Here is a 26,852-nt window from a genome sequence, read left to right on the forward strand (position 1 = left end):
ATTAATTGGAAACCTTAAGTACCTGGTTCAAGTAACGATTGTTCTCAATTTGGTTATCAACAATGTAATCGACGCGCTGATTCAGTTTTTGCTGATCAATATCGCGTTGTTGTAACCAACTGGCCATAAGTGTGTTCATATCTTGCCGACGTTCCTGACGATTGTGCTGCAGTAATGTTGTCAACATTTGCTGGTTGTCACTGATCTGTTGCAGTTTTTGCTCTTCAAAGCGTGTGTCGATGTAACTTACTTGCTGCAAAGCCAATTCGGATAATTTCTCGTCGACCAGCTGGGCGATTTCGGTTTGTGAGCCTTTACCACCAAAACTGACAGAGAAACCACCATCGATGGCAATAAACTCAACTCGAAACAACACCAGTAACAGCGCCAATGTGGAAGTGGCCATCGATAATCCATTGAGCCAGTTAAAGCCCAAATTTTTGCGTTTGGACACGGCAAAACGAGTGCGATGCCAGTCGGGCACTGGTTGCGTTTGCCAGTCTTTTTCCATTTGCGCGGTAGCTGCGGCACTGTGGTAAAGTTCGCGACAGTGTTCGCAGCGATCAATCGCTTGCTCAACTGCGCGTGCCAAAGTCGGTTCCAAACAGCTGTCGAGATAGTCGAACAGATATTGTTCGACAAATTTATGATCACACGACATTTTGTACCTCCAGTTGCCCTTTTAACTTTTTCAAGGCGGCGTATAAACGGGTTTTTACGGTATTGGGTGAAATGCCTATCTGTTGGGCAATTTCATCGAAAGTAAAGTGTTGGAAAAATTTAAGCTCAACCACCAAACGTTGATCTTCAGGCAGTCCGGTGAGTGAGCGCATAATGTGTTGATTCGATTGGTTCTGTTGTACTTGGTGTTGTGGCATGTCATCACTGGTTTGGTGTTCTGGCTCGAACACACTCGCATCGTGCGTGGGGATGCGATGTCGGCTGCGCAACCAATCGGTGGATTTGTTTGCCGCAATTCGAAACAACCAGGTTAAGAATTTGCTCTGACCACGAAAGTTAGGCAGGTTACGATATACCGCGAGAAACACTTCTTGCATTAAATCCATGGCATCGCTACTGGAACCACACATACGCAAACAGTGGTTGTACACGCGATTCTCGTAACGGCGCACCAGTCGCACCCAGGCTCGTTGTGAGCCGTCGAGAGCCTTGTCGATAAGTTGTTGATCGCTGTCGTTAAAAAGCATGAGATGCCATGAAGTGTTGAATGTTTTCCGATTAGTCGCCCATCGTTGGCAAAAAGTTTTAACTGTGTGAAAACTTTTTACAGCCGACCAACACTGACGGTATCGCCCACCGCAAGAGACAATTCTTCGGCGGCATTGCCCTGGTAAATGGCAAGCTCCAACAGTCGATCGCTGTTAATAATGGCCAGTCGGCCATGGGCATCAGCGTCGCAATAAATATCGCGTATTGGGAACAGGTAACGACTGCATTGTGCTTGTAGCGTACAGTTGGCGGGCAAATCAGCAATGGAAATATTGGTGATGGCGTTGCCGAACCGGTCAAAACTAACAATTTGACCCACAATTTTATCGCCAACGCTTTCCGGATCGGGAAAGGTGAGCTGGTGAAAGTGAGGGAGAGGTTCGCTGATTTGTTGTTTATCGCAACCTTTGGCGATTTGTATGGCTGCTGGAGTAAATAACGCGAGTCCATCAAAGCTTCGGTGCTTGTGCCAAAACGGTGTTTTTTCTTTTAGAACATAAGCTTCGACTAGGCGATAGTTGGCAGCGGCTAATGAGAGAACTCCATTGTCTGGGCCGATCAGCCAGTGTTGATCGCAGCGTAAGGCGATGGCTTTTCGTGGTGAGCCCACACCAGGATCTACGACCACCAAATGAATGCTTTCCGGAGGGTAATATTGGGCATATCGCTTAAGTGCCAGTGCGGCTTGCCAGATATTTTGTGGCTCAATATCGTGGCTGACATCGATGATGTGATGTTCAAGTCCCTGGCTCATCAACAGGCCGGTCATGGCTGCTACATAGCCATCTTGGCTGCCAAAGTCGGTGAGTAATGTGATTGCTGGGGTTGGATCCATATGTCCCTCATTTAACAGTCTTTTTTCTACTTTAGTGGGATGGTATAGTGAAATCCATCGAACACATAGTAAGGGTAACTTATGAAAACCGCCAGTCAGTGGTTTGCTGAGTATGGTGAGAGCCATCAAAATAAGACGAATAAGCTCATTCATTGGTTTTGTGTGCCTGCCATTTTCTGGAGTGTGGCCTTAATGCTTTGGTCAATTCCAGTACCTGCTACGATGCAAGTTTCGCCGTGGGTTAACTGGTCTACGATAACTTTATTATTGGTCATGGTGTTTTATGTATTGTTGTCTTTGCGATTGAGTTTTGGAATGTTGTTATTTTCAATGGCGGTTTTGGGTTTAACCTTTTTAATGGATCACTGTACGACGCTACCGACTTGGCAAACCGGGTTGTTTATTTTTGTTGTTGCATGGATTTTCCAGTTTGTAGGTCACAAGCTCGAAGGAAAGAAGCCGTCTTTTTTCAAAGATATTTTGTTTTTACTGGTTGGCCCCGCCTGGTTAATGGGGTTTGTGTATCATAAGCTTGGCTTGAAATATTAATTATTAAAACCGGCTTGCACGAAATGCGAAAGCGCGCATTGAATGCAAGCCGGTTTTGTTATGTTCAATCAATTTAATAACAAAGAGTTTAAGAATTATTTATGGCCGTTGAACAAAGTAATGCGAGTGCATTGATCACCAGTGATGGTGTGATGTTAGGTATCTTAGTGGTATGTCTTGGTTTTGTGTTTCACACATCCAATAGTAAAAACCCGTTTTGGAAAAAGTTTTATCATTACGTTCCTGCTCTGTTGATGTGTTATTTATTACCCGGGTTATTAAATACCTTAGGCATTATTAACGGCAGTGATAACGATATTTATTATGTGGTGTCTCGCTTTTTGCTTCCCGCCGCGTTGGTTCTTTTTATTCTTAGTGTGGATTTGCGAAAAATTATTGCATTGGGGCCAAAGGCATTGGCGATGTTTTTTGCCGGTACGCTTGGTGTCGTGATTGGTGGACCTATTGCTTTGTATTTTGGAGCACCGCTGGCAACCTGGTTTGCAGAATTAGCTGGTGCTGATCTCGCGACAAAAGAAGAAATGTGGAAAGGAATGTCGACCATTGCTGGTAGCTGGATTGGAGGGGGCGCCAACCAAACCGCGATGAAAGAAATGTGGGAAGTTGATAATAACTTATTCGCGGCAATGGCGGCTATCGACGTTATCGTTGCCAATATCTGGATGGCGTGCTTGTTGATTATGGCACGCCGTGCTGATGAACTTGATGCCAAGCGCGGTGCTGATAATTCTTCGATTGAAGAAGTGCGTAAAACGGTTGAGCATTTTGAGCGACAGCATGCCCAATACCCAAACTTAAATGCGTTCATTTTTATTATTATGATTGGACTGGGCGCAACCGGACTCGCTCACTTTTTTGCCGATACTTTAACGCCTATTTTTGATGCCATGAAAAATGAGCACAGTGTGGTGGCTTATTTGGGGTTGCATAAACACTTTTTCTGGTTGATTGTATTTGCGACTGCGTTTGGGCTGATTCTTTCTTTTACCAAAGCGCGTAAACTCGAAGGTGCGGGTGCTTCAAAAGTGGGGTCGGTATTTATTTATCTATTGGTTGCCTCGATAGGAATGCACATCGATTTGACCGAAATGTGGCGTTACCTCGGCGTATTTGTGATTGGGTTAATTTGGATCAGCATTCACGCTATCATTATGTTAACCGTGGCTAAGTTGATCAAAGCGCCAACGTTCTTTATGGCGGTTGGCAGTCAGGCCAATATCGGCGGAGCCGCATCGGCACCGGTAGTTGCCGCAGCTTTCCATCCTTCGTTGGCACCGGTTGGCGCATTATTGGCGATTTTAGGCTATGTTTTAGGTACTTACGCTGCTATTTTATGCACCTACATGCTTCGAGCCGTGGCTTGATAGCTTTTTATTTAAAGTGTTGAGTGAGGAAATCAAAGGATGTTGAAGCTGCAGTTCAGGGATAAATCTCGACCAGATATGTGGTTGGTCGATCCCCTGATTACCATAGGTAGCGATGCTTCTTGCAGTATAGTGCTTAAGTCCAGTAGGGTGGCGCCACACCATGCCGAGTTGCACGTAAAAGATAACACCATTGAGTTTATCCATAAAGCGGAAGCTAACAGTTCGTTTGTTAACGGATCTTTAATTGCTACTCGTACAATATTAAAAGCTTGGGACGTCATTTCTTTGGGTGGTATTGAGCTTGAGCTTATTGATCCTTTACTTAATCGAAGCCCACGAAGTAAGCAAGGTGAGTACGCAACACAAGTTCGAAATGTATTGAGTGATTGGTTGCTACAAGCTCAAACCGCCCCTTTTTCGGGACAAGTATTTCCCCTAAATAAAGCACTGGTTATCGGCCGGGAATCGCAATGCGACATTGCGATTCCGATGCCTCATGTATCGCGGAAACACGCCCAGGTATTTATGGAAAAAGATCGCGTGAAAGTTCAGGACATGGGGTCGGCAAATGGAACTTTTGTTAATGGCGAAAAAGTACAAGAAAAGTATTTAAATGCAGGTGATGAAGTACGTGTTGATGAGTTTAGCTTTAAAGTGATTTACACCGGAGAAGCTGACGCTGAGCAAAAAAAGGCATTTCACACCACAATACGTGATACGCAACAAGAGCAGCTAAAAGGGCAGAAAAAGCGATCAAAATCGACAAGTAAATACCCGACACCACCCTCAATAGAAAATACATTGTCGGATCATGTAAAGATCCAACGTGCTTTTTTTCATGGCAAATCTTCAGCGGTACGTGGCAAAGTTTATGAAGTTTCGTCTACCGGTTCGCCTATCGGTCGAATGCTTGGCCATCATTTATCTCGTGACGATACTAGCGTATCGGGTAGGCACGTCGAGATTTATAAAAACGGTCGCTTTTGGAGCATCAAAAATAATGGCGCTGCAAATGGTCTATTTGTTAATGGTCGAATGACAACGCGAGCCACTTTGCTCGATGGCGATGAAGTAACCATTGGTGGAATGGATTTGGTCTTCCAATGCGAAGGTACTTCACCGCGTACATTAACATTCGATGATGAGCACTCTGGCCCAGACTTAGGCAAAGTTGCCATAGCCATAGCCTTAATCGGCGTGTTGATTGTTTTGGCAATGATTTATCTTGGGCAGTAAAACTTGCATAGGAGCCATGATCTCGTAAGCGCGGTCCATTTTTTTAAGGTTTTAATTGTTCCGCCCACCACAAAAGAAACTCTCGCAGTATTTGATGCAAAAATAGTTTTATTTCCGGGAAGAAAAAATAAATTTGTGCATAAGTAAACATTAAAGCGAGCAGAAGAAACCAGAAAGTATTCCTTAATACTCGTAATAAAGAGATAGACGCTTTCGCAGGCTTACCGAGTAGCAGTGGCGTTAATGGGCCTTTCCGTTGCAGAGATTGTTGTGGCAGCGTCATAACACCCTTTAACTGCTGTTTCACTTCGGTTGCGCTTTGAAATCGGTAGTCCGGATCCAGCGCTAACATTTTCAGCAATAACTCCTGTAGCGGTTTTGGTAATCGACTGTAGGGTTCACTCCAGGCAATTTGTCCATTTTTCCACTGTAGAGGTTCTCCTGTTAGCATGTGAAAAAAGACGGCTCCTAACGCAAAAATATCAAGTACTTGTGTGATAGGTTCATTTTTTTGTGGATGATACCAGTTTTCGAAATCTTCGGTGTGATGGTAATGTTCACTTAAGCCGAAATCGGAAAGCTTTACTTCACCTTCGCTGCCAAACAAAATATTCGAAGGCCGAATATTTCCGTGGCAAATGCGATTACGGTGAGCGAATATCACGGCGTCGATTAGTTGGTTGGCAAGCATAAAAAATTGATTAATGTCAAACGGTTGAATCAATCGCTCTGCCAGTGAGCCTGCATTCATGTATTCCATAACCACAATGAAAGCGCGCTGATTGCTTGCTGTTCCGTGAATGTTTATGATGTGATCGTGCTTTAAGCTGGCCAATAGCTTAGCTTCTTTTAAGCCACTTGCGTCGTTATTCCGCTTTTTAATGACGATTAAATCTTTGGTGTTGTTTTTTTCATACAAATAAACAGTGCCAAACTCATTTTCATTTAATACTTCTAGCAAGGTAAAGTTTTTTGCCAGGCTAGCAATGTCTTTTTCTGCATCGGCTTTTTGAGTGGCGGCCAAATGCGCACCTTTTATAATATGCAGCAGCTCATGCTCTACAACGCCAGCAGAAGTTGGGCGTTGCGCTGGATCTTTGGCAATGCACTTTAATATTAACCGTTTTATCGGACGTGGAATTTTCGCAGCTTCTACCGTTTTCTTATTGGCTATGTCTTCAAAGTTTTCGGCAAAAACCTCGAACATTAAAACACCCAACGAATAAATGTCGCTAAGCAGTGTGGCGTTTGCTGAGCTGGTTTTAACTTCCGGCGCCATGTAACGAACGGTACCGATTACTTGGCTAGCGCTCTTTTGTACGAAGCGTTCATCGGTATAGAAGCTGGCAATACCAAAGTCGAGAATGCGGGCGTTATTTTCTTCATCAATAATGATGTTCGCGGGTTTAATATCGCGATGGACAATACCGTTGCGGTGAGCGTAGGCAAGTCCTCGACAAATCTGAATCAGATATTGTACTTTCTGACTATTACTCAATGCTTCGTCTTGAACCAGGTCGTGCAGCGTAACACCTTTGACATACTCCATAACGAAGTAAGGTTTGCCGGAGTCGGTGATACCTTTATCAATAACGTGAATGATTTTGGGATGATTGAGCCGGGCGACAATCAAAGGTTCGTTTTCAAATAACTCTTTCGCTGTACTGTGATTGAGTAATTGTTCGGAGAGGAACTTGATGGCGACAGTTCGTTGAAGCGAAAGCTGCTGTGCCCGATACACTTCGGACATGCCGCCTTCGCCAATGCGTTGTTCCAGCTGATAGCCAGGGATTTCCATAATTTGAAGTTTTGGTTTTTACTTCAGTTTAGCAGTATAGTTCTAAAATCCCAGTAATTGTCAGCTGATTTTCAGTTTAAAATTATAACTTCCTCGTTAGTTTATATATCAGCCGAAGAAGGTCAATCATTAACTTCTTTGGGTCGTACTTTAAATATTTTGGAATATAACAGATTTTGATTTAAGTCATGAATTTCAAGTAACCACTGTTCCGGTTGTTTAATTTCTTCGAATGATCTTAACATTTCCCATTTTGCTCTAGGAGAGCCATATAGGATTTGCTGTTGCTCGTAGAATTTTTTTCCATCATGGTTTATTTTAATCCACCTTGCAGATAAAGCGACCGTATCAGAGAAGTCATCAAATCCAGCCATATCGACTTCAAATATTAACCCAAAGCGATCTTCGTCCTTGTTTGTTGTTGTAATATCAAGACCAGGTTGAGAGAGTCGATATCGTCCTGCTCTTCCGAAAACTTTACTCTCTTGCAAATGAAAACCGCCCTCTCTATAGTCGTCCAATTCGACTTCAATTTTACTTAAGGAGAAAGTCTCTTTGGCTAAGCTTTGAATTTTCGTTAATTCAAGCGTTGTTAATTTTGTTTCCGCCAAAATCCATGACAGCGCAACACGAATATTGGTTTTCGCTTGTTCTAACTTAGAAGTTGAAATTTTTTTATATTGTTCGATGTCCAACAATTTCATACATCGTTCAATGTCACGAAGTTCACTTGGTGCTGAGCAAAAATATCGTGCTAACATGATGTTTTGAGCTGGTTCATTTTTTTGTCGTTGAGCGTGCTCTAAGTGTTGCCTTGCCATTTCCCAGTTTTGTGTAAAATATTCTCCTTCCATATACATACGACCTAGTCGCATTGACGCGTCAGCAAACCCTAAAGCGGAACTCTTTTTATAATATTCAATTGCGAGCTCAAAATTCTGTTTAACTGGCTTTCCCGTGTGATACGCCGCACCAATATTGAATATTGCTCTTGGATGGCCATAATCCGCTGCTTTTTGATAGAAATTGAATGCTTTTTGCTTGTCGTTCATTACATTACCATCGAACTCGTACTCATCGGCAATCTTTGCAAAATCATAAGCAATAGCGCTTCTTCCATGCTCAGTGAGTTTTTCCGGGGAGGGAGAGTTCAGATTCAACGTTTTTAATAAGTAGTTGTAGGTAAATGCCAACTCATGGCGTTCTCCGCTCCAACTATGATGACCGTGAGCCGTATTTTCATAAAACATTGTTTCTACTGGGTGATTATTTTTTTTCAATAGATATTTCAATCTGTTCGAATGTTCAAAATCAGCAATATCATCTTTGCGCCCTGCAATGAGTAGAATTGGTGCTTTTAACTGATGATATAGATTAACAGGTGATACGCTGCTTAACTCCTCATTGTAGGCACCTACTGTTCTTTCTATTCGTGTCTGATGTTTTTCTCCTGTTCGAAAGTTACTTGCATTAAATATTAACGGTAAATCATAAATACCAAAGCTTGCTACTACACACTTATAGAGTTGTGGATTTTTAATTGCAAGCATGGTTGCTGAGTATCCACCATAACTGGCACCTATTGAACAAATATGTTTAAAGCTATTTTTATTCAATACTTCAGAAACGATGGCTGAAATATCTTCTTCAATTAGCTTTCCAAATTCACCTACACCACTTTTAGCAAACTTTTTTCCAAATCCTGAAGAACCGCGAAAATTTACACGAAGCACAGAAAATCCTCGGCTTGCATAATACTGAACATCTTTATTAAATCGGTCAGACTCTCTTACATTAATTGGCCCACCATGAGGCATAACAAGTAAAGTGCTTTGGTTGTTTGCTCCTGCTAGTGTCAAGAATGCCTCAATATCTAAGCCATCTCTTGATTTTATACTGATATATTGAGACGGATAAAAAGCTGTATTATCGAGCTCGGGGTAAGCAGTCAATAGTCGATTGACAATATCTCGATTGGTATCATATAGGTAGTACTCGCCTGGCTCCGTCGCTCCGTTTGCAAAGAGTAGTTTTTTATCTTGGCCTTCGGACTGTCCAATTACAAATATCTCCTGGTTTGAAAAAGTATTTTCAAACCTACGCGTTAACTTTAAGTCTTCAAGTTCAAAATGATGATGCCGGATTAAACCATGCTCATAATATGTAACGAAATTTAACCGACCACTTTTAGAAAATTTAGCAGTCACAAGGTCATACTTAGGATGTTGATAAATAATATTACCCAGTTCTTGTGTGTTAATGTTTAAAGTTCTAAGTACCATTTTATCGCTGTCTTTGTTAGTTAAAATCGCTATTTCATTTTGGCTAACAAATCGAATGGGTTTTATATTGTAATCAATGTTTTCGACTTCTAAGTAAGTTGTCCAATTGCTTTTCTCTTTATCTAGATACTTGTAAATGACTTTATTGTCTTCCTCCTCTATGGCTAAAACTCGATTAAGTCCTTCGTCAAACGAAAAGGATTTTATGTTTTTCGTGCTTTGAGCTACTACTGTGGAATTACTGAAATCGCCTTTAGAGAAAGAGTTTATGTCGATTATTAATAGTTGAAAAATACTTGATTTACTACTCTTCCTTTTTGCAAACATGATTTGTTCTGGATTTTCAGGTAACGAATTTACTAGATAACCTTGAACATCAACTAGTTCAAATGTCAGTTTGTTGTTTCTGACTTCAGAAATTAGGGAGTAATTTTGACCATCATGCTTGATATTTAAAAATAATTGTTGTGAGTTTAACCATTCGTAGTCGACTAATTTGTTGTCGACGCCTATAGGTAGAGAGTGCAAAACTTTAAATTCTTCTAAATCAATAAGGCTAAGAAAGTGCTCTTTGCTATCTACAATATATGAAGTAATATATTTTCCATTGGGTGACATACGCACCAATCGCTGCTCAGGATTACTGTGTAACAGCTCAGATGAAATGGGTTCGGCATGGGAAAGTACACAAAATAAGAAGTTAAGTGTCAAAGTAAAGTGTATTAAGCGCATAAAATTATTCTATTTTGCTTTTAATTTTGGAAACAATAGAAAAGAAATCATCTTCTCCTGGGCCGCCATAGGATATAGTTCGACTTCCTAATATTTGAGGGTAATTACTTTCCATAAACTCAATGGACTCTGACGATCGGTTGACTAGCTCTGCGCTGGTATAAAGTGTCCAGTAACCTTTTGTAACCAACTCTAGGTGCCCAACATAACTGATTTCTTGTGGGTTTACCTTGAACTGCCAATATTCTTCATTTTCTAACTTAAGACGCCAGTAGTTATCGAGTTGTAGCCTTTCAATTGTGTAGACTCCAGCTTCTAAGTCTACTAATAGATAGTTAGTTCCTTTTTTAATGTCTTTTGAAGAAAGCTCAATATTTTGCGGGCCCTTTATTGAAATAGCCTTTAAATTACGATTTGTTTCTATTCCTAATAGTAAATAACCCCTATTTTGCTCCAGTTTTAAGTCTTCATCGTTCTTAAGAGAGGTTACTTTTGTTGCACAAGAGGTCAATAAAAAAGAAAGAATAAGATAAAGTATAATTTTCATGCTTCATGCCACATAATTTAATAAGCCACTTTTTATTGCGTTAAATACAAATGCCTTTCTTGTCGAACTTTGATACTAACATAGTAGGTTACAGTAGTTCGAGTACTCGGACTTTACTTAGTTTGCGTAACTTTCTTTCGGTAAAAAATTCTCTGCTAACATGCAACGCATGCTGCCACCACCGACAAATTCGATGGTGGAAATGTCACAAAGTACCGGCTCGCCAAAAGACTCTAGCTGCCGGTGTTGTGCAGGCGTAAACCCTTTCCAGGCGGATGCCGACATGGCAATAATCGGAGAACCTTGTTGGCTTTTTAGTTCCAAAATATTGGCGGAAAAGTTTTTCTCGGCCCTTGAAAGGCTGAGGTTGATTACGGTTTTCCCACTGTTCTCGAGTTGTTCTTGGACTTGTTTACGATCGTTAGCATCGAGGCTGTCCAGCGCGACGACAGCGAACTCGCGGCCGATGCTCATCATCACATTCGTGTGGTAAATGGGTTGTTGGTGAGAGCTTAGTGCACGAAAGGCGATAGGTGTCCACTCATAATGCATGCAATATTTGTGAAAAATTTGCTTTTCACATCGTTCGGAAAGGGCGGCATAGGCGGTACGTTCCAGATGGTCAAATACCAATGCGCCAGTACCCTCCAGGATTTGGTGAGTTTTTAAAACATCGTCAACCACTTCCACTTTTTTTATTTGATAACCCGCTTTTTTCAGCAAGGATGACAGCAAGTGCGGTACGATTTCCTTGCGACGATTTGGCGTTTTCATAGGGTAGAGTCGAATGACACCTTCGGTGTCTGTGGTAAACCAGTTATTCGGGAATACCGCATCCGGCACGATGAATTCGCTGGGGTGCTCTAAAATCAGCACTTCAACACCGGCTTTGGTTAGCGTTTTAACGCTGTGCGCAAATTCAGCTTGTGCTTGAAACTGTAAATCGGCTGATGGTTGCTCCGGCTGATGTTGGAACTCGTTGTCTTCGCCGGTTTGTTCGTTAAAACCAAAGTGCAGCGGGCGACACATAACTACGCTGTGAGTAGTGTGAGTTGGTATCATAAGAATTGAAGTTTTTTCATGACAATAATTCAAGATAAAAAAAAAGGCTTGCCGGAGCAAGCCTTACATTAGCAAATAGTCGAGCCAGATAGGACCAAAAGGGGTAGGAGGTGCTCTGACCACGCTAATCAATCACTGTTGGGACAGATAAAGTTTGAGTTACTCACTCAGGAGTTTTGATTGCGAACAAGCAAAACCCCTTAGAAATCGTTCCACAGATGATTAATCTGCTAGTGTTTCCATATTGTTCAACACGGTGTTGCTGTGTTGAGCCAGGTTCATTTGTGTTGCTTCTGGCTTGGCAACGTTACCCAGGTACAATGACTTGGGCATTTGCAATTGCTGTTTCAATTCGTAAACCATGCTAATCAAGGCTTCCGCTTTTAACTGAGTCAATTGCAATTCAATGTTGGTGTTGAAAGCATCAGCCTTCAAATCCAACGCTTGCGTATTTAAGCTCACGCCTGAGAAAATTAAAATCGCACTAAGCGATACAAATCTTGCAAACTGTTTCATGGCCTCACTCCATCGAATGTTCGATACATGCGCTAACAAATACCTTAAACCATCACCCTGTGTTCAAAGTAACCTGGAAAATCACTCCGAACGCCGTACTGCGGATATCTCCTGTTACAACCTCTTTTTTAATAACGTTGTAACCTATCCCTCGGGTTCGGTGTGTATATTAGTGATCCAGGTGCATTGCTTCAAACGATCATTTATAATGTTTCGGATTAGAAATTCTAATGGATGATTTATGCCCAGACGACTACCCCCATTGAACAGTTTGCGCGCCTTTGAAGCGGCAGCTCGACACTTATCCTTTACCCGAGCTGCGGACGAGCTTTTTGTGACGCAGGCCGCAGTTTCTCATCAGATAAAAGGGCTCGAAGAATTTCTCGGAGTCCAGTTGTTTATTAGGAAGAATCGTAAGTTATTACTTACTGACGAAGGTCAGGACTACTGGCCGAAAATTCGCGATATTTTCGAGAAATTGGCGGTGGCGACTGAGCAACTTAAAGCCCAGGGTGCATCCGGTGCATTAAACATCTCAGTTGTCCCTACTTTTGCTATTGTGTGGTTGGTTCCAAGGTTATCTCGCTTTAATGCTCTTTATCCGGATATCGAAGTGCGATTAAAGGCGACTGACCGAGAAGTGGACTTTTTACAAGAGGATATTGATGTTGCTATCTACTACGAAAAAGGCGATTACCCAGGAATGCATTGGGAAACCTTACTCAATGAGTTTTTAACCCCTGTTTGTTCACCAGCGTTATTAAATGGTGATAAACCGCTCAACGACCCACAAGACTTGAAACATCATATGTTGTTGCACGATGCGTCAACTGAAGAGTGGCGAGATTGGTTGAAACTTGCTGGCGTTAAAGGCGTGGATCTTCGTAAAGGTCCAGTGTTTTCTCACTCATCAATGGTGATGCAGGCTGCGGTGCACGGGCAGGGAGTGGCTCTCGGGCATAATGTATTGGCGCAGCCCGATATTGAAGCGGGTCGCTTGTTGTGTCCTTTTGATATCGTTTTGCCCAGTGATTATAAGTATGACTTGGTTTGTCCAGAGGAATGGGCAGAGCGGCCTAAAATTAAGGCGTTTCGGGATTGGATTATGGAAACGGTGGCTCAGGAGCAGGCTATGGAGTCTTTGTTTTAATTTTTTGTTTTGGGTTCGCACCGCTGACGCTTGCGGCGAGTCATTTTTGTATACCGGGCGTCCTGCCCATAGAGTGAAGGGCAGGAAGCCCGAAATAAAAAAGTGGGTCGCCGGGCAGGGCGAAACCAGATCTATCCGACAACCGACAATTAAAACCGGACCTCGATTCTATTAATAGGTAAGTCCGGTATAAAAAGTGATTCGCAAGCAAGCGTTAGCGGTGCGAAACAAAATTAACCATCAACAGTCAAATAATGAATACTAAACAACGCCTCCTCATCCATCCAAACCCGAACGGGAGTAAATCCGGCCTTAGCAACTAAAGCATGAAATTCATCCACCGAATATTTATAAGAGCTTTCGGTATGAATCGTTTCTCCGGTTTTCATCGCGTAAGTTTTATTTTCAATAACCAAGTTTTGATCGCGCTCACTTTCTAAGTGCATTTCGATGCGCCCATCTTTCGGGTTATACACCGCTTTATGAGTAAAATGATGAATCGCAATTTGGGCATTAATACTTTTATTAATGTGTTTTAGCATATTCAGATTGAATTCTGCGGTAACGCCCTGCGAATCATTATAGGCTCGTTCCAAAATGACCGGGTCTTTTTTTAAATCGACACCAATAAGAAGTCCACCGTGTTTACCTACCAATCGAGCGACTTGCTTAAGTAAATTACAAGCATCGTCGGGATCGAAATTGCCAATGCTTGAGCCCGGGAAAAAGGCATTGTAACGACCGGGTCCAAAGTCGGGAATTTCCCAAGGCTGACTGTAGTCAACACGATTGGCATGCACTTCAAGCCAAGGGTAGTCTTCGGCCAATTTTTTCGCCGAAGCGATCAAATGATCTTTCGAAATATCCATAGGAACATAAATTTTCGGCTTTAGGGCTTCCAATAAAGTACGGATTTTAATACTACTGCCACTGCCGAGTTCAAAAAGTATGCTGTCTTTCCCCATCAATTCGCCAAACTCACCGGCGTGTTGTTTTAGCAAGCCCACTTCGGTACGAGTCGGATAATATTCTGGAAGCTCAGTGATGGCATCGAAAAGCTCTGAGCCGCGTTGATCGTAAAAATATTTTGGCGACAGTTGTTTTGGTGTTTGTGATAACCCTTGATGTACTTCGTCGGCCATGTTGTCAATGACCTTATGCTGCTCGTAGTAATAAATACGTTCTTTCTTCACTGCCTGGTTCATAGTGGTCCTCTAGGATTTTGCCAGTCGAATGCCCGACATTTGCCAGCGATCTGCCGGGTAAAAAAAGTTGCGGTAACTGATACGAATATGATGGTTGGGTGAAAAGCAACTGCCACCGCGCAACACCATTTGGTTGCACATGAATTTACCGTTGTATTCACCTATGGCGCCTTCCGCCGGTGTAAACCCCGGGTAAGGACTGTAACTGGAGCTGGTCCATTGCCAGACTTGTCGAAAAAGATCAGCGTGTAATTTCGAATGACTTTGTGGTTGTAAATAACTTACACCCGATGACGGAGTTAAAAGCGGGTTATGCTGACGCGCGTAAACTTCCCACTCAAATTCGCTAGGCAGTCGATAACCGGCCCAGCGAGCGAAAGCATCGGCTTCGTAAAAGTTGATGTGACAAACAGGTGCATCGAATTGCAATGGGATTAAACCGTAAAGTGTAAACTCATACCATTGATCGTCTTGATGTTGCCAATAAAGCGGATGACGAATACGGTTCTCATTCAGCCAAGTCCAACCATCTGACAACCATAACAGCGGGTTTTGATACCCTTTATCGGCAATGAATTGCAGGTATTCGTCGTTAGTAATCAATGACGACGCAATGGAAAAAGGCGCGAGATGTACTGGATGTTCAGGCGTTTCATTATCGAAACAAAATGGAAAGTCACTTGTCGTGCCGTTGACTCCACAGTGATAAATACCTTGCTCAAAGGATTGCCAGTCTCGCTGATGTCGAGCATTGTTTATGGTTTCAAAGTGCTGATAACTTGGAAATAAAGGGTTCTGGTAAAAGTTAAACTTAAGATCGGTTAAAAACAACTCTTGGTGCTGTTTTTCATGTTGAATACCAAGTTGCGTACGTTGCAGTATTTGTTGCTGATGCGCTTTAGGTGCGTTTTGCAATAATGAGAGTACTTGGTCGGTGATTTTCTGACGGTATGCCATAACTTGACGAACGGTTGGCCTGGATAAGAGTCCTCGTTTAGGGCGCATGTATGGCTGCCCGATAGCGTTATAATACGAGTTAAAAAGATGTTCGAAGCGATCGTTAACGGGTTTGTAATTGGGTAGGAATTCTTTTAGTAAAAAAGCTTCGTAAAACCAGCTGGTGTGGGCAATGTGCCACTTTGCAGGGCTGGTTTCAGCAACCGCTTGTAATCCATAGTCTTCAATTTCTAAAGGAGCACACAAAGCTTCGCTTTGTTGCCGCGATTCGACAAACCTCTCAATGAGATTTGGATTGAGTTTGGCCGTATGAGTGTCGGTCATAAAGTGTATCCAGCGGTTACAGCATATCGTTTGGTCAAATAAATGCAACTCGGTGCTCTTGTTAAGTGACCCGCGTAAAAAGAAAATATTACAAAAAATGCGACCAACTTTTGAAAACCATGTCATGTTTTTTGGTTAAAATAGCGCTCTAATCATAAAGCATGTTTGCTGTTCCAAATTTGGGAGTCATAAAGTGATAAAAAAATTAACCACCGCAGGTTTGGCTGTTTGTATGGCTGGAGCTCTAAACGCATCACCCTTTGAGTTTAAAGTCGGTGTTGCCAGTGATTACGTGTATCGTGGAATCAGTCAGTCTGGTGAAGATCCGGCAGTGCAAGCGGCGATGAAATTTCGCCCTGCAAAAGGCTGGTTTGTGCGCGGCTTTATTTCTGAGGTCGAAAGCCGGCATAATGGCAACTTGGAAGTCGAGTTTGCTGGTGGATACGAAGGAAAAATCAACAGCGATTTCAGCTACTCTGCCGAAGCGGTGTATAGCATCTTCACTGATGAAAAAAGCGGCGACTCCGATTACTTGGAAGCCAATGGTTCGATCACCTATAAAAACTTTGTGACCGCCACTCTAGGGCACACTACGGATTATTACGGAACCGACGAGGCTGGGACTTATTTTGAAGGACGCGTTCAGTTGCCTTTGCACGACGTCATTAAAACGGCGGCTTATGCCGGCTACTATTCGCTGGACGGTTCGCTAGAAAGCTACAAACTGTTTGGTTTTGATGCCTGGACCCATATTGGAAAAATTGAATTTAAACTGTCTTTTACCGATACTGACCTAAAAAATAACGACAATGCGGACAGTCGAATTTTTGTAACTGCCAGCTATCAATTTTAAAAGGTGCTAATTTTTAATACGTTTTCTAACGATTGACGCAAAAGGGCTGCTATTCGCAGCCCTTTTGCTTTTGCTATACTTTGGAACTTATCCGTCGGTCTTGCCGGATCGATAGCATCAACGGACGAAAAGGGACATTAGCCAATGCTGAATCTCATCGCTAAACTGTTAAAAATTCTTAATTCCGAAGAGTCTCCTACTGCAGTCGCCTGGGCAATCGCTCTGGCATTTGCATTTTCTATGTTACCGAATTTCAGCTTGATGAAATGGTTTTTGCTGATCATTGTTGCATTGTTTCGTGTGAACTTATCGGCTTTTGTTTTGTTTGCCGTAATATTTCCCCTATTAGCTTGGGTGCTGGATCCCTTTTTGAATGACATGGGCATGTGGTTGCTAACACATCCGTCCTTAACGGATTTTTGGCATGGACTTTCAAAAACGAGTTTTGGCGAACTTATTGCTGTTAATAATACCTTGGCAATAGCCACCTTATTGCTCAGTGTTTTACTTTTACTGCCGATGGTTTACCTGGCGAAAAGTTTGGTATTGCTTTATCGCGAAAAGTTAAAACCGAAAGTTGAGCGGTGGAAAATCATGCAGATAATGAAAACATCAAAAGTTTATCAGCTCTATCAATCGATTCGGTGAGGCACAGGATGAAATTATTTCGAACATCAGCAATTGCGGTATTACTGGTCATGGTGGCGCTGGTCTGGTCAATTGCAACGTTTTTTATTGATGATTGGATTGAAAGTGCAGTGGAAAGTCAGGGGACTGCTATCAACGGTGCGACGGTTACTGCAGAGGCATCGGCTCTAAATTGGTTATTTGGTGGTTTACGGTTAACCGAATTAGCCATTGCCGATCCGAATGATTTAAATCGTAATCGTTTACAGCTCGATGAATTAGAGTTTTCGGTATCGTTATCCTCGTTGTTGCGCGGTCAATTGCATATTGAACAGTTAAAGCTGAACAATATAGCGGTTAACAGCGCAAGGGCTGTACCAGCAAAAAAGTATAGTAAAGCAGAGACTCCAAATGCAGGTTGGCAATGGCCCAAAGCAGTTGTTGAACAGACAACTACGGTGGATACCAATAAGGTATTAAATCAAGTCGATATTCGTTCACCTCAAGCATACGATGATTACTTACAAGAGCTCGATACAATGCAAAAACAGTGGCAAGAAGCTCGTGAACAATTACCGGATGAAGCGAAAATTGAAAGCTATCGCGAGCAATATGAGGCGGCGAAAAAGAAGCTCGATAATGCCAAAGGATTGGGCAAAGTTTCGGCTGCCCGCGATTTGAAAAAGTTGCTTGATGCAATTAAGCAGGACAAGCAAGCGATTAGTCAGTTTCGCAAAAGCGTAGGTGACGATCTCAAGCAATCGAAAGCGCAATGGAAATCATTACAAACACTGTTGCAAAAAGATGTCGAATTGGCGATGTCGATGGTCAGTCTTTCGCCCGAAGGCATTCAGCATTTGGCGGCTCGATTGCTCGGTGAGTCAAGTGCACACTGGATTTCATTGATCTTAAACAATATGCATCGTTTACGCGGGTTGTCTTCGACATCGGAAGAACCATCGTCGGAACCTCCACCTCGCCGAGGAAAAGATATTTTGTTTGGTCAGTCGGTTGCATTACCGGCGTTTTGGTTGAAGCAAGCGCAAATATCAGGTGGACTGAAGATTAATGAGCAAAAAGGCACAATCTCCGGCGAACTTCACAATCTTGCTGATCGCTTATTGGTCGACCAGCCCACTAAAATAGCGCTGAATTTTCATTTAGATCCAGAAGCTACTGCTACCGGTAAAGGCAGTATGCAGTTTGCACTGCACCACCCAAAAGAAAAAGCAATGCCGATAAATGGAACGTTGCGACTGCAGCAGTGGCCTGTTGCGTCTTGGCCTATGGGTAACGGTGCTCTGACCTTAACGGAAGGCGCTTCCAATGTCGATTTGCAGTTAGTAGCCAATCAAGAGCAGTTACACTTGAAAATGGAGTTGCAACTTGTTGATTTTAAAGTTATATCTGATGGAAACTTGAAGAGCAACTGGCAACAACACTTGGTCGATGTGGTCAAAGATTCGAAAAACATTCAGCTTCAGTTGGAGTTGCATCAAAATGCTGAAGGTAATGAGATGAAAGTGACCAGCAATCTCGATAAACTGTTTTTTGCTAAAATAAAACAACAGTTTCAGCAAAAAGCCGAGCAGGTAAAGGCCGAGTTGAAATCCAGGCTAGAAAGTCAGTTACAGCAAAAACAAAAGCAAATAGAAGAAAAAATCTCTCGATTGGCTGGCTTTGAGCAGTTAATAGGAGAGCAAGCCGATTTGCTTGAGGGGTTGAAGTAACCTTAGCCACTGGTGGTAGGAGTTATTGAATAATGAAAATGTATGCAGCGGTTGGCCTATTGACGATGGCACTAGCGTCGGCATCGCTGGTAGCCGAGCCCTGTCTTGACGGTATATGTATTGGTGAAGATGTAGAACGGTTACCGGTAAAATGGAAAGAAGTTGCTTTGGCTTATGCGGATCAGAAATTTGTTGAAACAGAGCTTGAACAACGAAGCATCGACGATGTGTATTACGATTATAATGAGCAGTTGGTAGCCGACAAATCCTTATTACGTGAAATTCTTCCTTATGTCATCCGAAAGCAGCAATTCGACAGCAAAGTTTTGGGCGCACTTTCCAAAGTGAAGGCCATATGCTCGTCATTAACACTTACCGGAGAAGTGGAGCAAGATTCAAAAGATCGACTTTTTGTCACTTTTCGTGCCATTGCCGATGATGGTAAACGGGGCAAACTACGGGTTGTGCGTATTGAAAAACAATACAATATTATGGCGCCTCATTTACGTCCGAATGATGCGGGTAAGTATCGAAGTTTGCGTAAAACGTTGAAAGAACAGTATCCGAGTCTTGTTGTTGTGCGTGATATAGATGGTCGCGCAAATATATCGGCGATACAAAACGCCAACGCGTTGCTTGGCTTTCGATTCCTTTCCGATGTTTCTAATCCACTGGTGTTACGACTATTTGATGCAGAAGATATCTCTATGATCGAAGAAGACGAAAATGCCAGTGCTCATTGTCGACGATAACTTTAATTAAAATATAAATTGCAGTGGCGGATTATCGGTATCAAACCATTGGATACTACCGCGCTGTTTCATTTTGGCTTCGGTAACGGAGTGCTCTGCATCGTGCAACAACATTTCCGGCGCTTCATGGCGTTTTACATTATAGATAACTGCACCTGTGGTGGCTTTCAGGGTTAGTTTTTCACTGTTTTCCAGGGATATGGTTGCTGTATTAATTTCATCGTGCAGACGTTGTAAGAATGCTTGAGTGTTTTCGGTATTAGGCAACGTTGCGGCGATGCAAAACTCATCGTCATTCAACCGGCAGATCAAGTCGAACTGACGTAACACTCGAGTCAGTGTTGCAGAAATGATCACCAATGCACGATCACCAATTTCATGACCATAGTGCTGGTTGATGGTTTTGAATTGATCAATATCGATCACGGCTACCATCAGGCAAAAATCGCTGCGACGGCAACGTTGCATCTCTTCCGACAATCGTCGTAGAAAAGAAGGTTTTAACAAAGTACCCGTCAAATGATCGTAAGTAGCGCCTTTAAAGTATTGCCAGTAGTGCTCCGTTGAAACCATTCCAGCCGTCATTGCCAAAGTAACTTGCCCCAAAATTAGCGCTGTATTTTCTCGAAAGTCAATCCAGCCCAACCAATAGTAACGTGTTAAGTCGACAAGCAAGAACATAACGTAAACCGCCAAAGCGATCAGTAAGTACGTTTGCGGTTTACTCGGGAGATCACGTTTAATGACCAATGCCACTAGAATAATAATCAGTGGTGCTAGAAAGGCCGAAAATTTAGCTAAGAGGTAAAAGTTTTGCAGCATATGAATTTGTGGCCAGATAAGAACGCTGATACCGAACAGTACAAAAAAGATAATCACGGGGCGCTTTAAGGCATTATTTTTCAGTTCAAATGCGTGGAATAGAAAGTAGCTTAACGCCAGCTGCGCGAAAATAAATGAAACACTTTTCCAACGTAGCAGGCTATTGGTATCAATACCGAGCGATATCATAAAGTGGTGATTAAGAAACATAAAAAATGCCGATAGCAGACAAAAAGAGGAAAGACCAAAGGCTTCGTAGCTACCAGGTATTCGAATGAAGTAATACAATTTAATGGCCGCGATCATGAGTAGCAGTGCAGCAAAAAAACTGAAGAATATGTCTTTGGTTAAGGCTAATTGTGTAATTTCACTCAGTGGTTGAAATGAAGTACGCAAGTGAATCAGCTCTTTGTGCGAGCTAACATTGTAAACTTTCAGCTGCAAAACATTCGGTTGATGAGTGACCAGTTTGTCGGGAGGTAAGAAATAATAGCGACTGTAGTAAGAGGCGTCTTCGTAACGAGGTGGAAAGTCGCCTGATTTGGCAACCAAATAGCCATTCAAATAAAGTTGATCCGCTCCTTGAACTTCGTCAATCAGTAATCCGGGAAACTGTTCGGCGACCGGGCTATCAAAATTAAACTTTAATTGCAAAATAGCAATGTTGTTTTCCGGCAACGTTAACAGTGACTCTTTGCTGAGTGGTTGGCAGCGGCGTGTCGCTGTCAGCTGATGTGGACAGACTTGCCAAGAAGAGGATACATCTGAGGGTAACCGCTCGATAAAAATAGTGTTTTTTTGCGCGCTGATGTTCTTAGTGTTGTAGCTTTGAGTATGGCTCCATCCATTAAGTATCGTTAAAACGCTAACCAGTAAAAACAGTACACGCAAAGTTTGCATAGGAAATCATTATTTTTCAGTTACAGTTCGAGAAAAGCGGCTGTGTGCCAGCTTTAATCCTGACAGAATTAAAAGTATACCGGAAAAGTGAATGATCTCTAGTGGTTCGCCATCGAGTAATCCCCAGCCGATGGCAACTATTGGGATCAAGTAGGTGACTGACGAGGCAAAAACAGCGCTTTCTTGTTGAATAAGACGATTGAATAGTATCAGCGCGAAAGCAGTGCCCAGCGCACCGAGAAGGACTACGGCAAGTATTGGCTGCCAGCTGGTGTGTATGGGAGGCCATTGCAGAGAACCATTAAAAAGAGGTGTGCTTAAAAAGAACAGGCCAATTATGCTGGGTAACAATAATACGTTTAAAGAAATGGCCGTAATTAAAACCGGCGGCAAATGCTGACAATGTGCCCGAATTAAATTAGTTGCTACGCCGTAACAAAAGGTCGCTAGCACTACCAAAAGAGCAAAATTTAATTGCAGGTTGAAATTTGAATCCTCTATGTTGCCAGACAACAGTAATACACAACCGATAAAACCGAGCAGAATGCCAAGTAATTGAAAGCGAGTCACCGTTTGTTTATAGACGACAAGTGCGATCATCAAGGTAAATAATGGCTGTAAACTGTTGAGCATTCCGGCTAAAGCGCTGGGGATAACTTGTTGTGCTTTGGCAAACAGGATTGCAGGGAGCAAACTTCCAATAACGCCGATAGTGGCTAGCCAGCGCCAAGGCAAATCGTGGCTTCGCACCTGCTTAAAAAGAATGGGCAATAAACAAAATGCCGCTATGGTAATGCGTAAAAGTGCCAGTTGTAAGGGTGAAAACAGGACCAAGCCTTGCTTTATGAGCCAGAAAGAAGAGCCCCAAATGAACGCCAGAAAAATGAGCAGAGCCCAAGATTTATTTAGGAGCATTGGTTATAGTCATTCTTCAACATTGATTGGGTATTAGCCATGAACTGTAACAGAGTTGCGTCAGACTCTAAATAATAATGGAGGATCGTAGTGAAAACATTACTGATAACGGGAGCAAATCGAGGACTAGGGCTGGAGTTTTGTCGTCAGTACCTAACTGATGGTTGGCGAGTGATTGCAACTTGTCGCAATCCAAAGAGTGCACACGAGTTAATAGCGATGACGGATCATTATCCGCTAGAGATTCACACTCTTGATATTGGCGACTCGCAAGCCATTTCTCGTGTCAGTCAAAGCTTGCAAGGAACAGCAATTGATCTGCTGATCAATAATGCCGGAATCTACGGTGGAAGTCCGCAAGGTTTGTCTGCATGTGAAAAAGAAAACTGGCTGCATACCTTGCATATCAATGCTGTTGCGCCTGCATTGCTTACTCAGGCACTCATTGAAAATCTTAAATTAGCGCCGCTAGCAATCGTAGCCTTTTTGACCAGCAAAATGGGGAGTATGGGGGATAACGGTTCAGGTGGTGCTTATATTTATCGCTCATCGAAAGCAGCACTGAATGCGGTGGTTAAGTCACTTTCTATCGATTGGGCAGAATATGGGATAAAAGTTCTGGCATTGCATCCGGGTTGGGTAAGAACCGATATGGGAGGCCCTAACGGATTGATTGATGCTGATGAAAGTATTAAGGGGATGCGAAGGGTTATTGCTGAGGTAAACACTGCAACGAGTGGTGGCTTTTTCGATTATAAAGGCGAAACCGTACCTTGGTAATTGACAAAGGGGACAAAAATTTCAGTATCCGCCAGTTGCTAGCTGGCGTTTTTCGGTTCAAAAATATCGCACGCAGCCGAATAGATTGAAATAAAAACCGCTGGTGTAAACCAGACCAACATTAGCAGGTATCCGATGCCAAGCGTGAGCCAACCGCTAGTCGAAATATCTGAAATATCGTTCATTTGAATCACACCGCTCAGTAAAACAACCGCAGCTATAAAGATTGAGAGAATCAACAACGCAATCAAACCGTAAACCAAGTAAGGAATAAAGTTTCGCATACAGGCTTGAAAACTCAACTTTATCGCTAGCACGGCATCCACTTTATGCAGTATGACCAGCGCTGGCGCAAACCAAATAGCCATGACAACCGGTAAAGTGAGACCGATAAAAACTAAGGTAAACAGTAAGGCGATCAAAACCCATTGCCCAGCCATTGCACTGGAACTGCCATCGAACAATGAGAAAATGGAAAACCCGAGCACCAACATGAGTATCACAACCACAATGAAAACGCCAATCATCATGGCAATATACAGTGCGCCCGTAATGAACAACTGGCCGGCTTGTTGCGAAAAGCCGGCAAACAAATCCGATATTTTGAGTTGCTGTTGTTCTTGATTTGCAGCCGCTTGCATAAAACCGGCGACGATGACTGGGTAAAACAGGTATGGAATAAAAGTACCGATAACTGGAAGTATTAGGGAAAATATCGCGGCGACTAAAAGCAACAGCAGATTTAAGAACCCGATGACCGTCCAGCGACCTGGCGCTCGAAACAGCCGGCCAAAACCTTCAAAAAACCAACGCGCTCCAGCGGATGCCGGCATTCGACGGATCAGGATTGTGGAATCGTTGGTTGCAATATTTTCATTCAAGTTGGCTTGCGGCGCCTGATAAGGAGATGGGTTGCTCATGTTCGTCGAGTCACTTTTTTAATAGCGTCAGTGTAGGTGAACCGCGATGCTTACGCAACTTCAGGCGCTTCCCATGTTGTACGGTTGAAGTCTGAATCTCATAAATGTGACTCAGAATGTTGCAGTCAATCTTTTCCTGAATGCTCGGAAGTGGCATTTAAATAACCGATACATTGAGAAGTACTATTACGAGCTTCTTTGAATTTAAGGACATGATTAATGATTACGTCTCTCTTCGTCATCGAGTTGGGATCTGGTCGACGCAATGATATGCTTGGCGCTTTATTATAGGGTTACAAGAGTAATTGCAATGAATAAAGTTTGGTGTTTTGGCCTGGTACTGGCTTTTAGTTTGGTTTGGGCCGATGAAAACAAATCGAAGTCGTCAACATTAACATTAAAGCAGATCATGGCAGATCCAGACTGGATGGGATTACCACCAGAGCAAGCCTATTGGTCTGACGATAACCAAAATATTTATTTTCAACAAAAAATAAAAGGACATCAATCTCGTCAATTGATGCGAATGAATGTTTCGGGTGGTAAACCCGAAACCGTCGCTTTTGAGCAGTTGGAACATGCCGATGTCGAAGGTGGCAGTTGGTCCGCTGATCGTAAGTTTAAAACTTACATTTATGATGGCGATGTGTGGTTGAAAAACATGCAAACTGGGACACTGCGCGTGATCACAAGAACGCACGATACGGAGTCACAAGCTTTGTTTTTAACCGATGGACGCATCAGTTATCGTCGCGGAGACGATATTTTTGCCTTTGATCCGGATAGTGGCAGTACGCATCAATTGGTTTCAATAAAGATGAGTAAAGCACCAGAAGAGTGGCAAGAGCCAAAAGACTTTTTGGGCGCGCAACAAAGAAGGCTGTTTGATTATGTGCGTACGCAGCAAGATGAAAAAGTATTCAGCCAACAACGCAAACATTCCGTTGAACAATCTCGCTCAGTAGCGATAGCCAAACCTTTTTATTTGGGTGACAACAAAAAACTTCAATATTTGAGCTTGTCTCCTAACGGACGATTTGCCTTTGTTGCTGTTCGCGATGCTAAAGCAGGAGACGGCCGTAACGATAATATGCCCAGGTTTGTTACCGAAGATGGATACGTGACTAATGAGTCGGTACGAACCTTGGTTGGGCAAGAGCTGCCAGAAAGTGAAACGTTCTTTTTGCTCGATTTAATGGCGCAAAAACAACACAAGTTGGACGTGGAAAAGCTTGCCGGAATTTTTGATGATCCATTAGCAAAGCTTAAAAAGCAAGTAGCGAAAGCTAAAGGAGAAAAGTATAAAGCGGAGAAATCGGCTCGACCGTTATACATACATAATTGGTTTGGCAATGGCATTGTTTGGAGTCATAACGGTGAGCAGTTAGCACTAAAATTGTTTGCTTACGATAATAAAGATCGCTGGTTGGTCGGTGTGGATTTGGAAAAAAAACAACTTCGGCAGTTACATCGTTTGCACGACAAAGCATGGGTGAATGACTGGACTTTCAACGAAATGGGGTGGTTGAATGACAACGAACATTTTTATTATTTATCAGAAGAAAGTGGTTATTCACACCTCTATTTACGTAAGCTAGGAAGTCGAGCTGTATCACTCACTCGAGGCAAATTTGAAGTCAGCGATTTAACGTTGACCAAAAACGATCGTTATATTTATTATCGAGCCAATAAAAAACACCCAGGAATTTACGAAGTCTATCGTGTTAATTTAAAAACTCGTGAAAGCGAAACGGTCACTGATCTGGGTGGTGACAATGAGTACCGGTTGTCTCCCGATGAAAATACTTTATTAATTACCCATTCAACATCGCTTCGACCACCTGAGCTTTTTGTACAAGCCGTTGATCAACAAAATCCACGTCAGCTCACCAACTTGGCGAGTCAGGCATTCTCTGAAATTGAGTGGGTGGAACCCCAATTTATCGAAGTCCCTTCAAGTCATGTTAAACAGCCGATTTATTCGCGCTTATATTTACCCAAAGATTTCAAAGCTCAACGCGCGAAGTCTTATCCTGCTGTTATTTTCGTTCACGGTGCCGGGTATTTGCAAAATTCACATCAGGGTTGGTCGGGGTATTTTAGAGAGTTTATGTTCCATACCTTACTTACTCAGCAGGGGTATGTGGTATTGGATATGGACTATCGAGCGTCAAAAGGCTACGGGCGCGATTGGCGTACGGCCATTTACCAGCAAATGGGCACTCCGGAGCTGGAAGATTTATTGGATGGTAAACAATGGCTGCTAAAGAATGCAAATGTTGATAAAAACCGAGTCGGTATTTACGGTGGTTCTTATGGCGGCTTTATGACATTTATGGCGTTGTTTAAAGCGCCGGGTGAGTTTGCTGCTGGCGCTGCGTTGCGTCCGGTGACCGATTGGTCCAGCTATAACCATGGTTACACTTCCAATATTCTCAATACACCAGAGGTGGATCCTGAAAGTTTTAATCGAAGTTCTCCGATTGAATTTGCTAGTGGCTTGAAAGATCCATTACTCATCGCACATGGAATGGTTGATGATAATGTCTTTTTTAAAGACTCGGTTCGTCTGGTGCAGAAGTTAATTGAGCTTGAAAAAACGCCTTTGTTTGAAACGGCTATTTATCCTGTCGAACCTCACGGCTTTCGTGAACCTTCCAGCTGGCTCGATGAATACACTCGTATTTATCTTTTGTTTGAACGTCATGTGAAACAATAAATTAAGTGATAATAAACAGTGAA

At 42.7% G+C, this 26,852-nt stretch carries 23 protein-coding genes; 10 read left to right on the forward strand and 13 right to left on the reverse strand.

Translation table 11 applies throughout. From position 1 onward, the window contains the following. Position 1: 1 nt before the first annotated feature. From ACTUJY_RS16020 to ACTUJY_RS16030, 3 genes are all read right to left on the reverse strand, one after another. Complete coding sequence (locus tag ACTUJY_RS16020) at positions 2 to 661, reverse strand: anti-sigma factor family protein (RefSeq protein WP_463617126.1); 660 nt, start codon at positions 659 to 661, stop codon at positions 2 to 4. Further along, complete coding sequence (locus ACTUJY_RS16025) at positions 651 to 1,208, reverse strand: RNA polymerase sigma factor (RefSeq protein WP_463617127.1); 558 nt, start codon at positions 1,206 to 1,208, stop codon at positions 651 to 653. Before ACTUJY_RS16025 ends, ACTUJY_RS16020 begins: the two co-directional genes overlap by 11 nt. 77 nt (positions 1,209 to 1,285) lie before the next feature. Then, on the reverse strand, positions 1,286 to 2,065 hold the full coding sequence (locus ACTUJY_RS16030; RefSeq protein ID WP_463617128.1) for an SAM hydrolase/SAM-dependent halogenase family protein: 780 nt from the start codon (positions 2,063 to 2,065) through the stop codon (positions 1,286 to 1,288). An 81-nt stretch (positions 2,066 to 2,146) separates the two neighbouring features. Here ACTUJY_RS16030 and ACTUJY_RS16035 point away from each other — a divergent pair, with 81 nt between their 5' ends. From ACTUJY_RS16035 to ACTUJY_RS16045, 3 genes are all read left to right on the forward strand, one after another. Further along, positions 2,147 to 2,614 (forward strand): Mpo1 family 2-hydroxy fatty acid dioxygenase, encoded by a 468-nt coding sequence (locus ACTUJY_RS16035; protein ID WP_463617129.1) that lies wholly within the window; start codon positions 2,147 to 2,149, stop codon positions 2,612 to 2,614. A gap of 101 nt (positions 2,615 to 2,715) precedes the next feature. Further along, positions 2,716 to 3,999 carry a DUF819 family protein gene (locus ACTUJY_RS16040; RefSeq protein ID WP_463617130.1) on the forward strand — a complete coding sequence of 428 codons (1,284 nt, stop codon included), beginning with the start codon at positions 2,716 to 2,718 and terminating at the stop codon, positions 3,997 to 3,999. A 39-nt stretch (positions 4,000 to 4,038) separates the two neighbouring features. After that, entirely contained in the window at positions 4,039 to 5,238 is a 1,200-nt protein-coding gene (locus ACTUJY_RS16045; protein WP_463617131.1) for an FHA domain-containing protein, read from the forward strand. A 43-nt stretch (positions 5,239 to 5,281) separates the two neighbouring features. Here the strand turns inward: ACTUJY_RS16045 and ACTUJY_RS16050 are convergent, their stop codons facing one another. From ACTUJY_RS16050 to ACTUJY_RS16070, 5 genes are all read right to left on the reverse strand, one after another. Beyond that, positions 5,282 to 7,036, reverse strand: coding sequence for a serine/threonine protein kinase (locus ACTUJY_RS16050; RefSeq protein ID WP_463617132.1), 1,755 nt, complete (start codon positions 7,034 to 7,036; stop codon positions 5,282 to 5,284). Positions 7,037 to 7,158: 122 nt separating this feature from the next. Beyond that, complete coding sequence (locus ACTUJY_RS16055) at positions 7,159 to 10,050, reverse strand: prolyl oligopeptidase family serine peptidase (RefSeq protein WP_463617133.1); 2,892 nt, start codon at positions 10,048 to 10,050, stop codon at positions 7,159 to 7,161. Positions 10,051 to 10,054: 4 nt separating this feature from the next. Beyond that, positions 10,055 to 10,597, reverse strand: coding sequence for a hypothetical protein (locus ACTUJY_RS16060; protein ID WP_463617134.1), 543 nt, complete (start codon positions 10,595 to 10,597; stop codon positions 10,055 to 10,057). Between the two features lie 117 nt (positions 10,598 to 10,714). Then, on the reverse strand, positions 10,715 to 11,626 hold the full coding sequence (locus ACTUJY_RS16065; RefSeq protein WP_463617135.1) for an arginine deiminase-related protein: 912 nt from the start codon (positions 11,624 to 11,626) through the stop codon (positions 10,715 to 10,717). A gap of 255 nt (positions 11,627 to 11,881) precedes the next feature. Then, entirely contained in the window at positions 11,882 to 12,175 is a 294-nt protein-coding gene (locus tag ACTUJY_RS16070; protein WP_463617136.1) for a hypothetical protein, read from the reverse strand. A gap of 241 nt (positions 12,176 to 12,416) precedes the next feature. Between ACTUJY_RS16070 and ACTUJY_RS16075 the strand changes: the two genes are divergently transcribed. Next, the gene (locus tag ACTUJY_RS16075) at positions 12,417 to 13,325 is read left to right on the forward strand and encodes a transcriptional regulator GcvA (RefSeq protein ID WP_463617137.1); all 909 of its coding nucleotides are present in this window, start codon (positions 12,417 to 12,419) and stop codon (positions 13,323 to 13,325) included. A gap of 233 nt (positions 13,326 to 13,558) precedes the next feature. Here ACTUJY_RS16075 and egtD read toward each other — a convergent pair whose 3' ends face one another. Continuing rightward, positions 13,559 to 14,530, reverse strand: coding sequence for an L-histidine N(alpha)-methyltransferase (egtD, locus tag ACTUJY_RS16080; RefSeq protein WP_463617138.1), 972 nt, complete (start codon positions 14,528 to 14,530; stop codon positions 13,559 to 13,561). A gap of 9 nt (positions 14,531 to 14,539) precedes the next feature. Beyond that, positions 14,540 to 15,811 (reverse strand): ergothioneine biosynthesis protein EgtB, encoded by a 1,272-nt coding sequence (gene egtB, locus ACTUJY_RS16085; protein ID WP_463617139.1) that lies wholly within the window; start codon positions 15,809 to 15,811, stop codon positions 14,540 to 14,542. Positions 15,812 to 16,004: 193 nt separating this feature from the next. On the opposite strand from egtB, the gene ACTUJY_RS16090 reads away from it, so the two are divergent. The 4 genes from ACTUJY_RS16090 to ACTUJY_RS16105 all read left to right on the forward strand — a co-directional run bounded on the left by ACTUJY_RS16090 (position 16,005) and on the right by ACTUJY_RS16105 (position 19,773). Continuing rightward, positions 16,005 to 16,664, forward strand: coding sequence for a TorF family putative porin (locus ACTUJY_RS16090; protein ID WP_463617140.1), 660 nt, complete (start codon positions 16,005 to 16,007; stop codon positions 16,662 to 16,664). Between the two features lie 144 nt (positions 16,665 to 16,808). Next, positions 16,809 to 17,312 (forward strand): TIGR03546 family protein, encoded by a 504-nt coding sequence (locus ACTUJY_RS16095; protein ID WP_463617141.1) that lies wholly within the window; start codon positions 16,809 to 16,811, stop codon positions 17,310 to 17,312. An 8-nt stretch (positions 17,313 to 17,320) separates the two neighbouring features. After that, complete coding sequence (locus ACTUJY_RS16100; RefSeq protein WP_463617142.1) at positions 17,321 to 19,021, forward strand: TIGR03545 family protein; 1,701 nt, start codon at positions 17,321 to 17,323, stop codon at positions 19,019 to 19,021. Positions 19,022 to 19,053: 32 nt separating this feature from the next. Continuing rightward, positions 19,054 to 19,773 (forward strand): hypothetical protein, encoded by a 720-nt coding sequence (locus ACTUJY_RS16105; RefSeq protein ID WP_463617143.1) that lies wholly within the window; start codon positions 19,054 to 19,056, stop codon positions 19,771 to 19,773. A 6-nt stretch (positions 19,774 to 19,779) separates the two neighbouring features. On the opposite strand, the gene ACTUJY_RS16110 is transcribed toward ACTUJY_RS16105, so the two are convergent. Together ACTUJY_RS16110 and ACTUJY_RS16115 are read right to left on the reverse strand one after the other, a co-directional pair. After that, positions 19,780 to 21,495, reverse strand: coding sequence for a diguanylate cyclase domain-containing protein (locus ACTUJY_RS16110; RefSeq protein ID WP_463617144.1), 1,716 nt, complete (start codon positions 21,493 to 21,495; stop codon positions 19,780 to 19,782). Positions 21,496 to 21,504: 9 nt separating this feature from the next. Next, positions 21,505 to 22,410: a DMT family transporter gene (locus ACTUJY_RS16115; RefSeq protein ID WP_463617145.1), complete on the reverse strand. Its 906-nt coding sequence runs from the start codon at positions 22,408 to 22,410 to the stop codon at positions 21,505 to 21,507. Between the two features lie 90 nt (positions 22,411 to 22,500). Here ACTUJY_RS16115 and ACTUJY_RS16120 point away from each other — a divergent pair, with 90 nt between their 5' ends. Then, positions 22,501 to 23,190, forward strand: a complete 690-nt coding sequence (locus tag ACTUJY_RS16120) for an SDR family oxidoreductase (RefSeq protein ID WP_463617146.1) — start codon at positions 22,501 to 22,503, stop codon at positions 23,188 to 23,190. 38 nt (positions 23,191 to 23,228) lie between these two features. Here the strand turns inward: ACTUJY_RS16120 and ACTUJY_RS16125 are convergent, their stop codons facing one another. Next, positions 23,229 to 24,110: a BPSS1780 family membrane protein gene (locus ACTUJY_RS16125; RefSeq protein ID WP_463617147.1), complete on the reverse strand. Its 882-nt coding sequence runs from the start codon at positions 24,108 to 24,110 to the stop codon at positions 23,229 to 23,231. A 310-nt stretch (positions 24,111 to 24,420) separates the two neighbouring features. On the opposite strand from ACTUJY_RS16125, the gene ACTUJY_RS16130 reads away from it, so the two are divergent. Further along, complete coding sequence (locus ACTUJY_RS16130) at positions 24,421 to 26,829, forward strand: prolyl oligopeptidase family serine peptidase (protein ID WP_463617148.1); 2,409 nt, start codon at positions 24,421 to 24,423, stop codon at positions 26,827 to 26,829. Positions 26,830 to 26,852: the final 23 nt, after the last annotated feature.

This window comes from Pleionea sp. WD8-19, from assembly GCF_055326765.1.

Bases quoted from the DNA above. Each gene is read 5' to 3' on its own strand.
- egtD (WP_463617138.1), bottom strand. From the start codon at position 14,530: ATGAACCAGGCAGTGAAGAAAGAACGTATTTATTACTACGAGCAGCAT.
- ACTUJY_RS16025 (WP_463617127.1), bottom strand. From the start codon at position 1,208: ATGCTTTTTAACGACAGCGATCAACAACTTATCGACAAGGCTCTCGAC.
- ACTUJY_RS16070 (WP_463617136.1), bottom strand. From the start codon at position 12,175: ATGAAACAGTTTGCAAGATTTGTATCGCTTAGTGCGATTTTAATTTTC.
- ACTUJY_RS16035 (WP_463617129.1), top strand. From the start codon at position 2,147: ATGAAAACCGCCAGTCAGTGGTTTGCTGAGTATGGTGAGAGCCATCAA.
- ACTUJY_RS16125 (WP_463617147.1), bottom strand. From the start codon at position 24,110: ATGAGCAACCCATCTCCTTATCAGGCGCCGCAAGCCAACTTGAATGAA.
- ACTUJY_RS16075 (WP_463617137.1), top strand. From the start codon at position 12,417: ATGCCCAGACGACTACCCCCATTGAACAGTTTGCGCGCCTTTGAAGCG.
- ACTUJY_RS16040 (WP_463617130.1), top strand. From the start codon at position 2,716: ATGGCCGTTGAACAAAGTAATGCGAGTGCATTGATCACCAGTGATGGT.
- ACTUJY_RS16055 (WP_463617133.1), bottom strand. From the start codon at position 10,050: ATGCGCTTAATACACTTTACTTTGACACTTAACTTCTTATTTTGTGTA.
- ACTUJY_RS16110 (WP_463617144.1), bottom strand. From the start codon at position 21,495: ATGCAAACTTTGCGTGTACTGTTTTTACTGGTTAGCGTTTTAACGATA.
- ACTUJY_RS16020 (WP_463617126.1), bottom strand. From the start codon at position 661: ATGTCGTGTGATCATAAATTTGTCGAACAATATCTGTTCGACTATCTC.
- ACTUJY_RS16030 (WP_463617128.1), bottom strand. From the start codon at position 2,065: ATGGATCCAACCCCAGCAATCACATTACTCACCGACTTTGGCAGCCAA.
- ACTUJY_RS16050 (WP_463617132.1), bottom strand. From the start codon at position 7,036: ATGGAAATCCCTGGCTATCAGCTGGAACAACGCATTGGCGAAGGCGGC.
- ACTUJY_RS16065 (WP_463617135.1), bottom strand. From the start codon at position 11,626: ATGTGTCGCCCGCTGCACTTTGGTTTTAACGAACAAACCGGCGAAGAC.
- ACTUJY_RS16115 (WP_463617145.1), bottom strand. From the start codon at position 22,410: ATGCTCCTAAATAAATCTTGGGCTCTGCTCATTTTTCTGGCGTTCATT.
- ACTUJY_RS16100 (WP_463617142.1), top strand. From the start codon at position 17,321: ATGAAATTATTTCGAACATCAGCAATTGCGGTATTACTGGTCATGGTG.
- ACTUJY_RS16130 (WP_463617148.1), top strand. From the start codon at position 24,421: ATGAATAAAGTTTGGTGTTTTGGCCTGGTACTGGCTTTTAGTTTGGTT.
- ACTUJY_RS16095 (WP_463617141.1), top strand. From the start codon at position 16,809: ATGCTGAATCTCATCGCTAAACTGTTAAAAATTCTTAATTCCGAAGAG.
- egtB (WP_463617139.1), bottom strand. From the start codon at position 15,811: ATGACCGACACTCATACGGCCAAACTCAATCCAAATCTCATTGAGAGG.
- ACTUJY_RS16045 (WP_463617131.1), top strand. From the start codon at position 4,039: ATGTTGAAGCTGCAGTTCAGGGATAAATCTCGACCAGATATGTGGTTG.
- ACTUJY_RS16105 (WP_463617143.1), top strand. From the start codon at position 19,054: ATGAAAATGTATGCAGCGGTTGGCCTATTGACGATGGCACTAGCGTCG.
- ACTUJY_RS16060 (WP_463617134.1), bottom strand. From the start codon at position 10,597: ATGAAAATTATACTTTATCTTATTCTTTCTTTTTTATTGACCTCTTGT.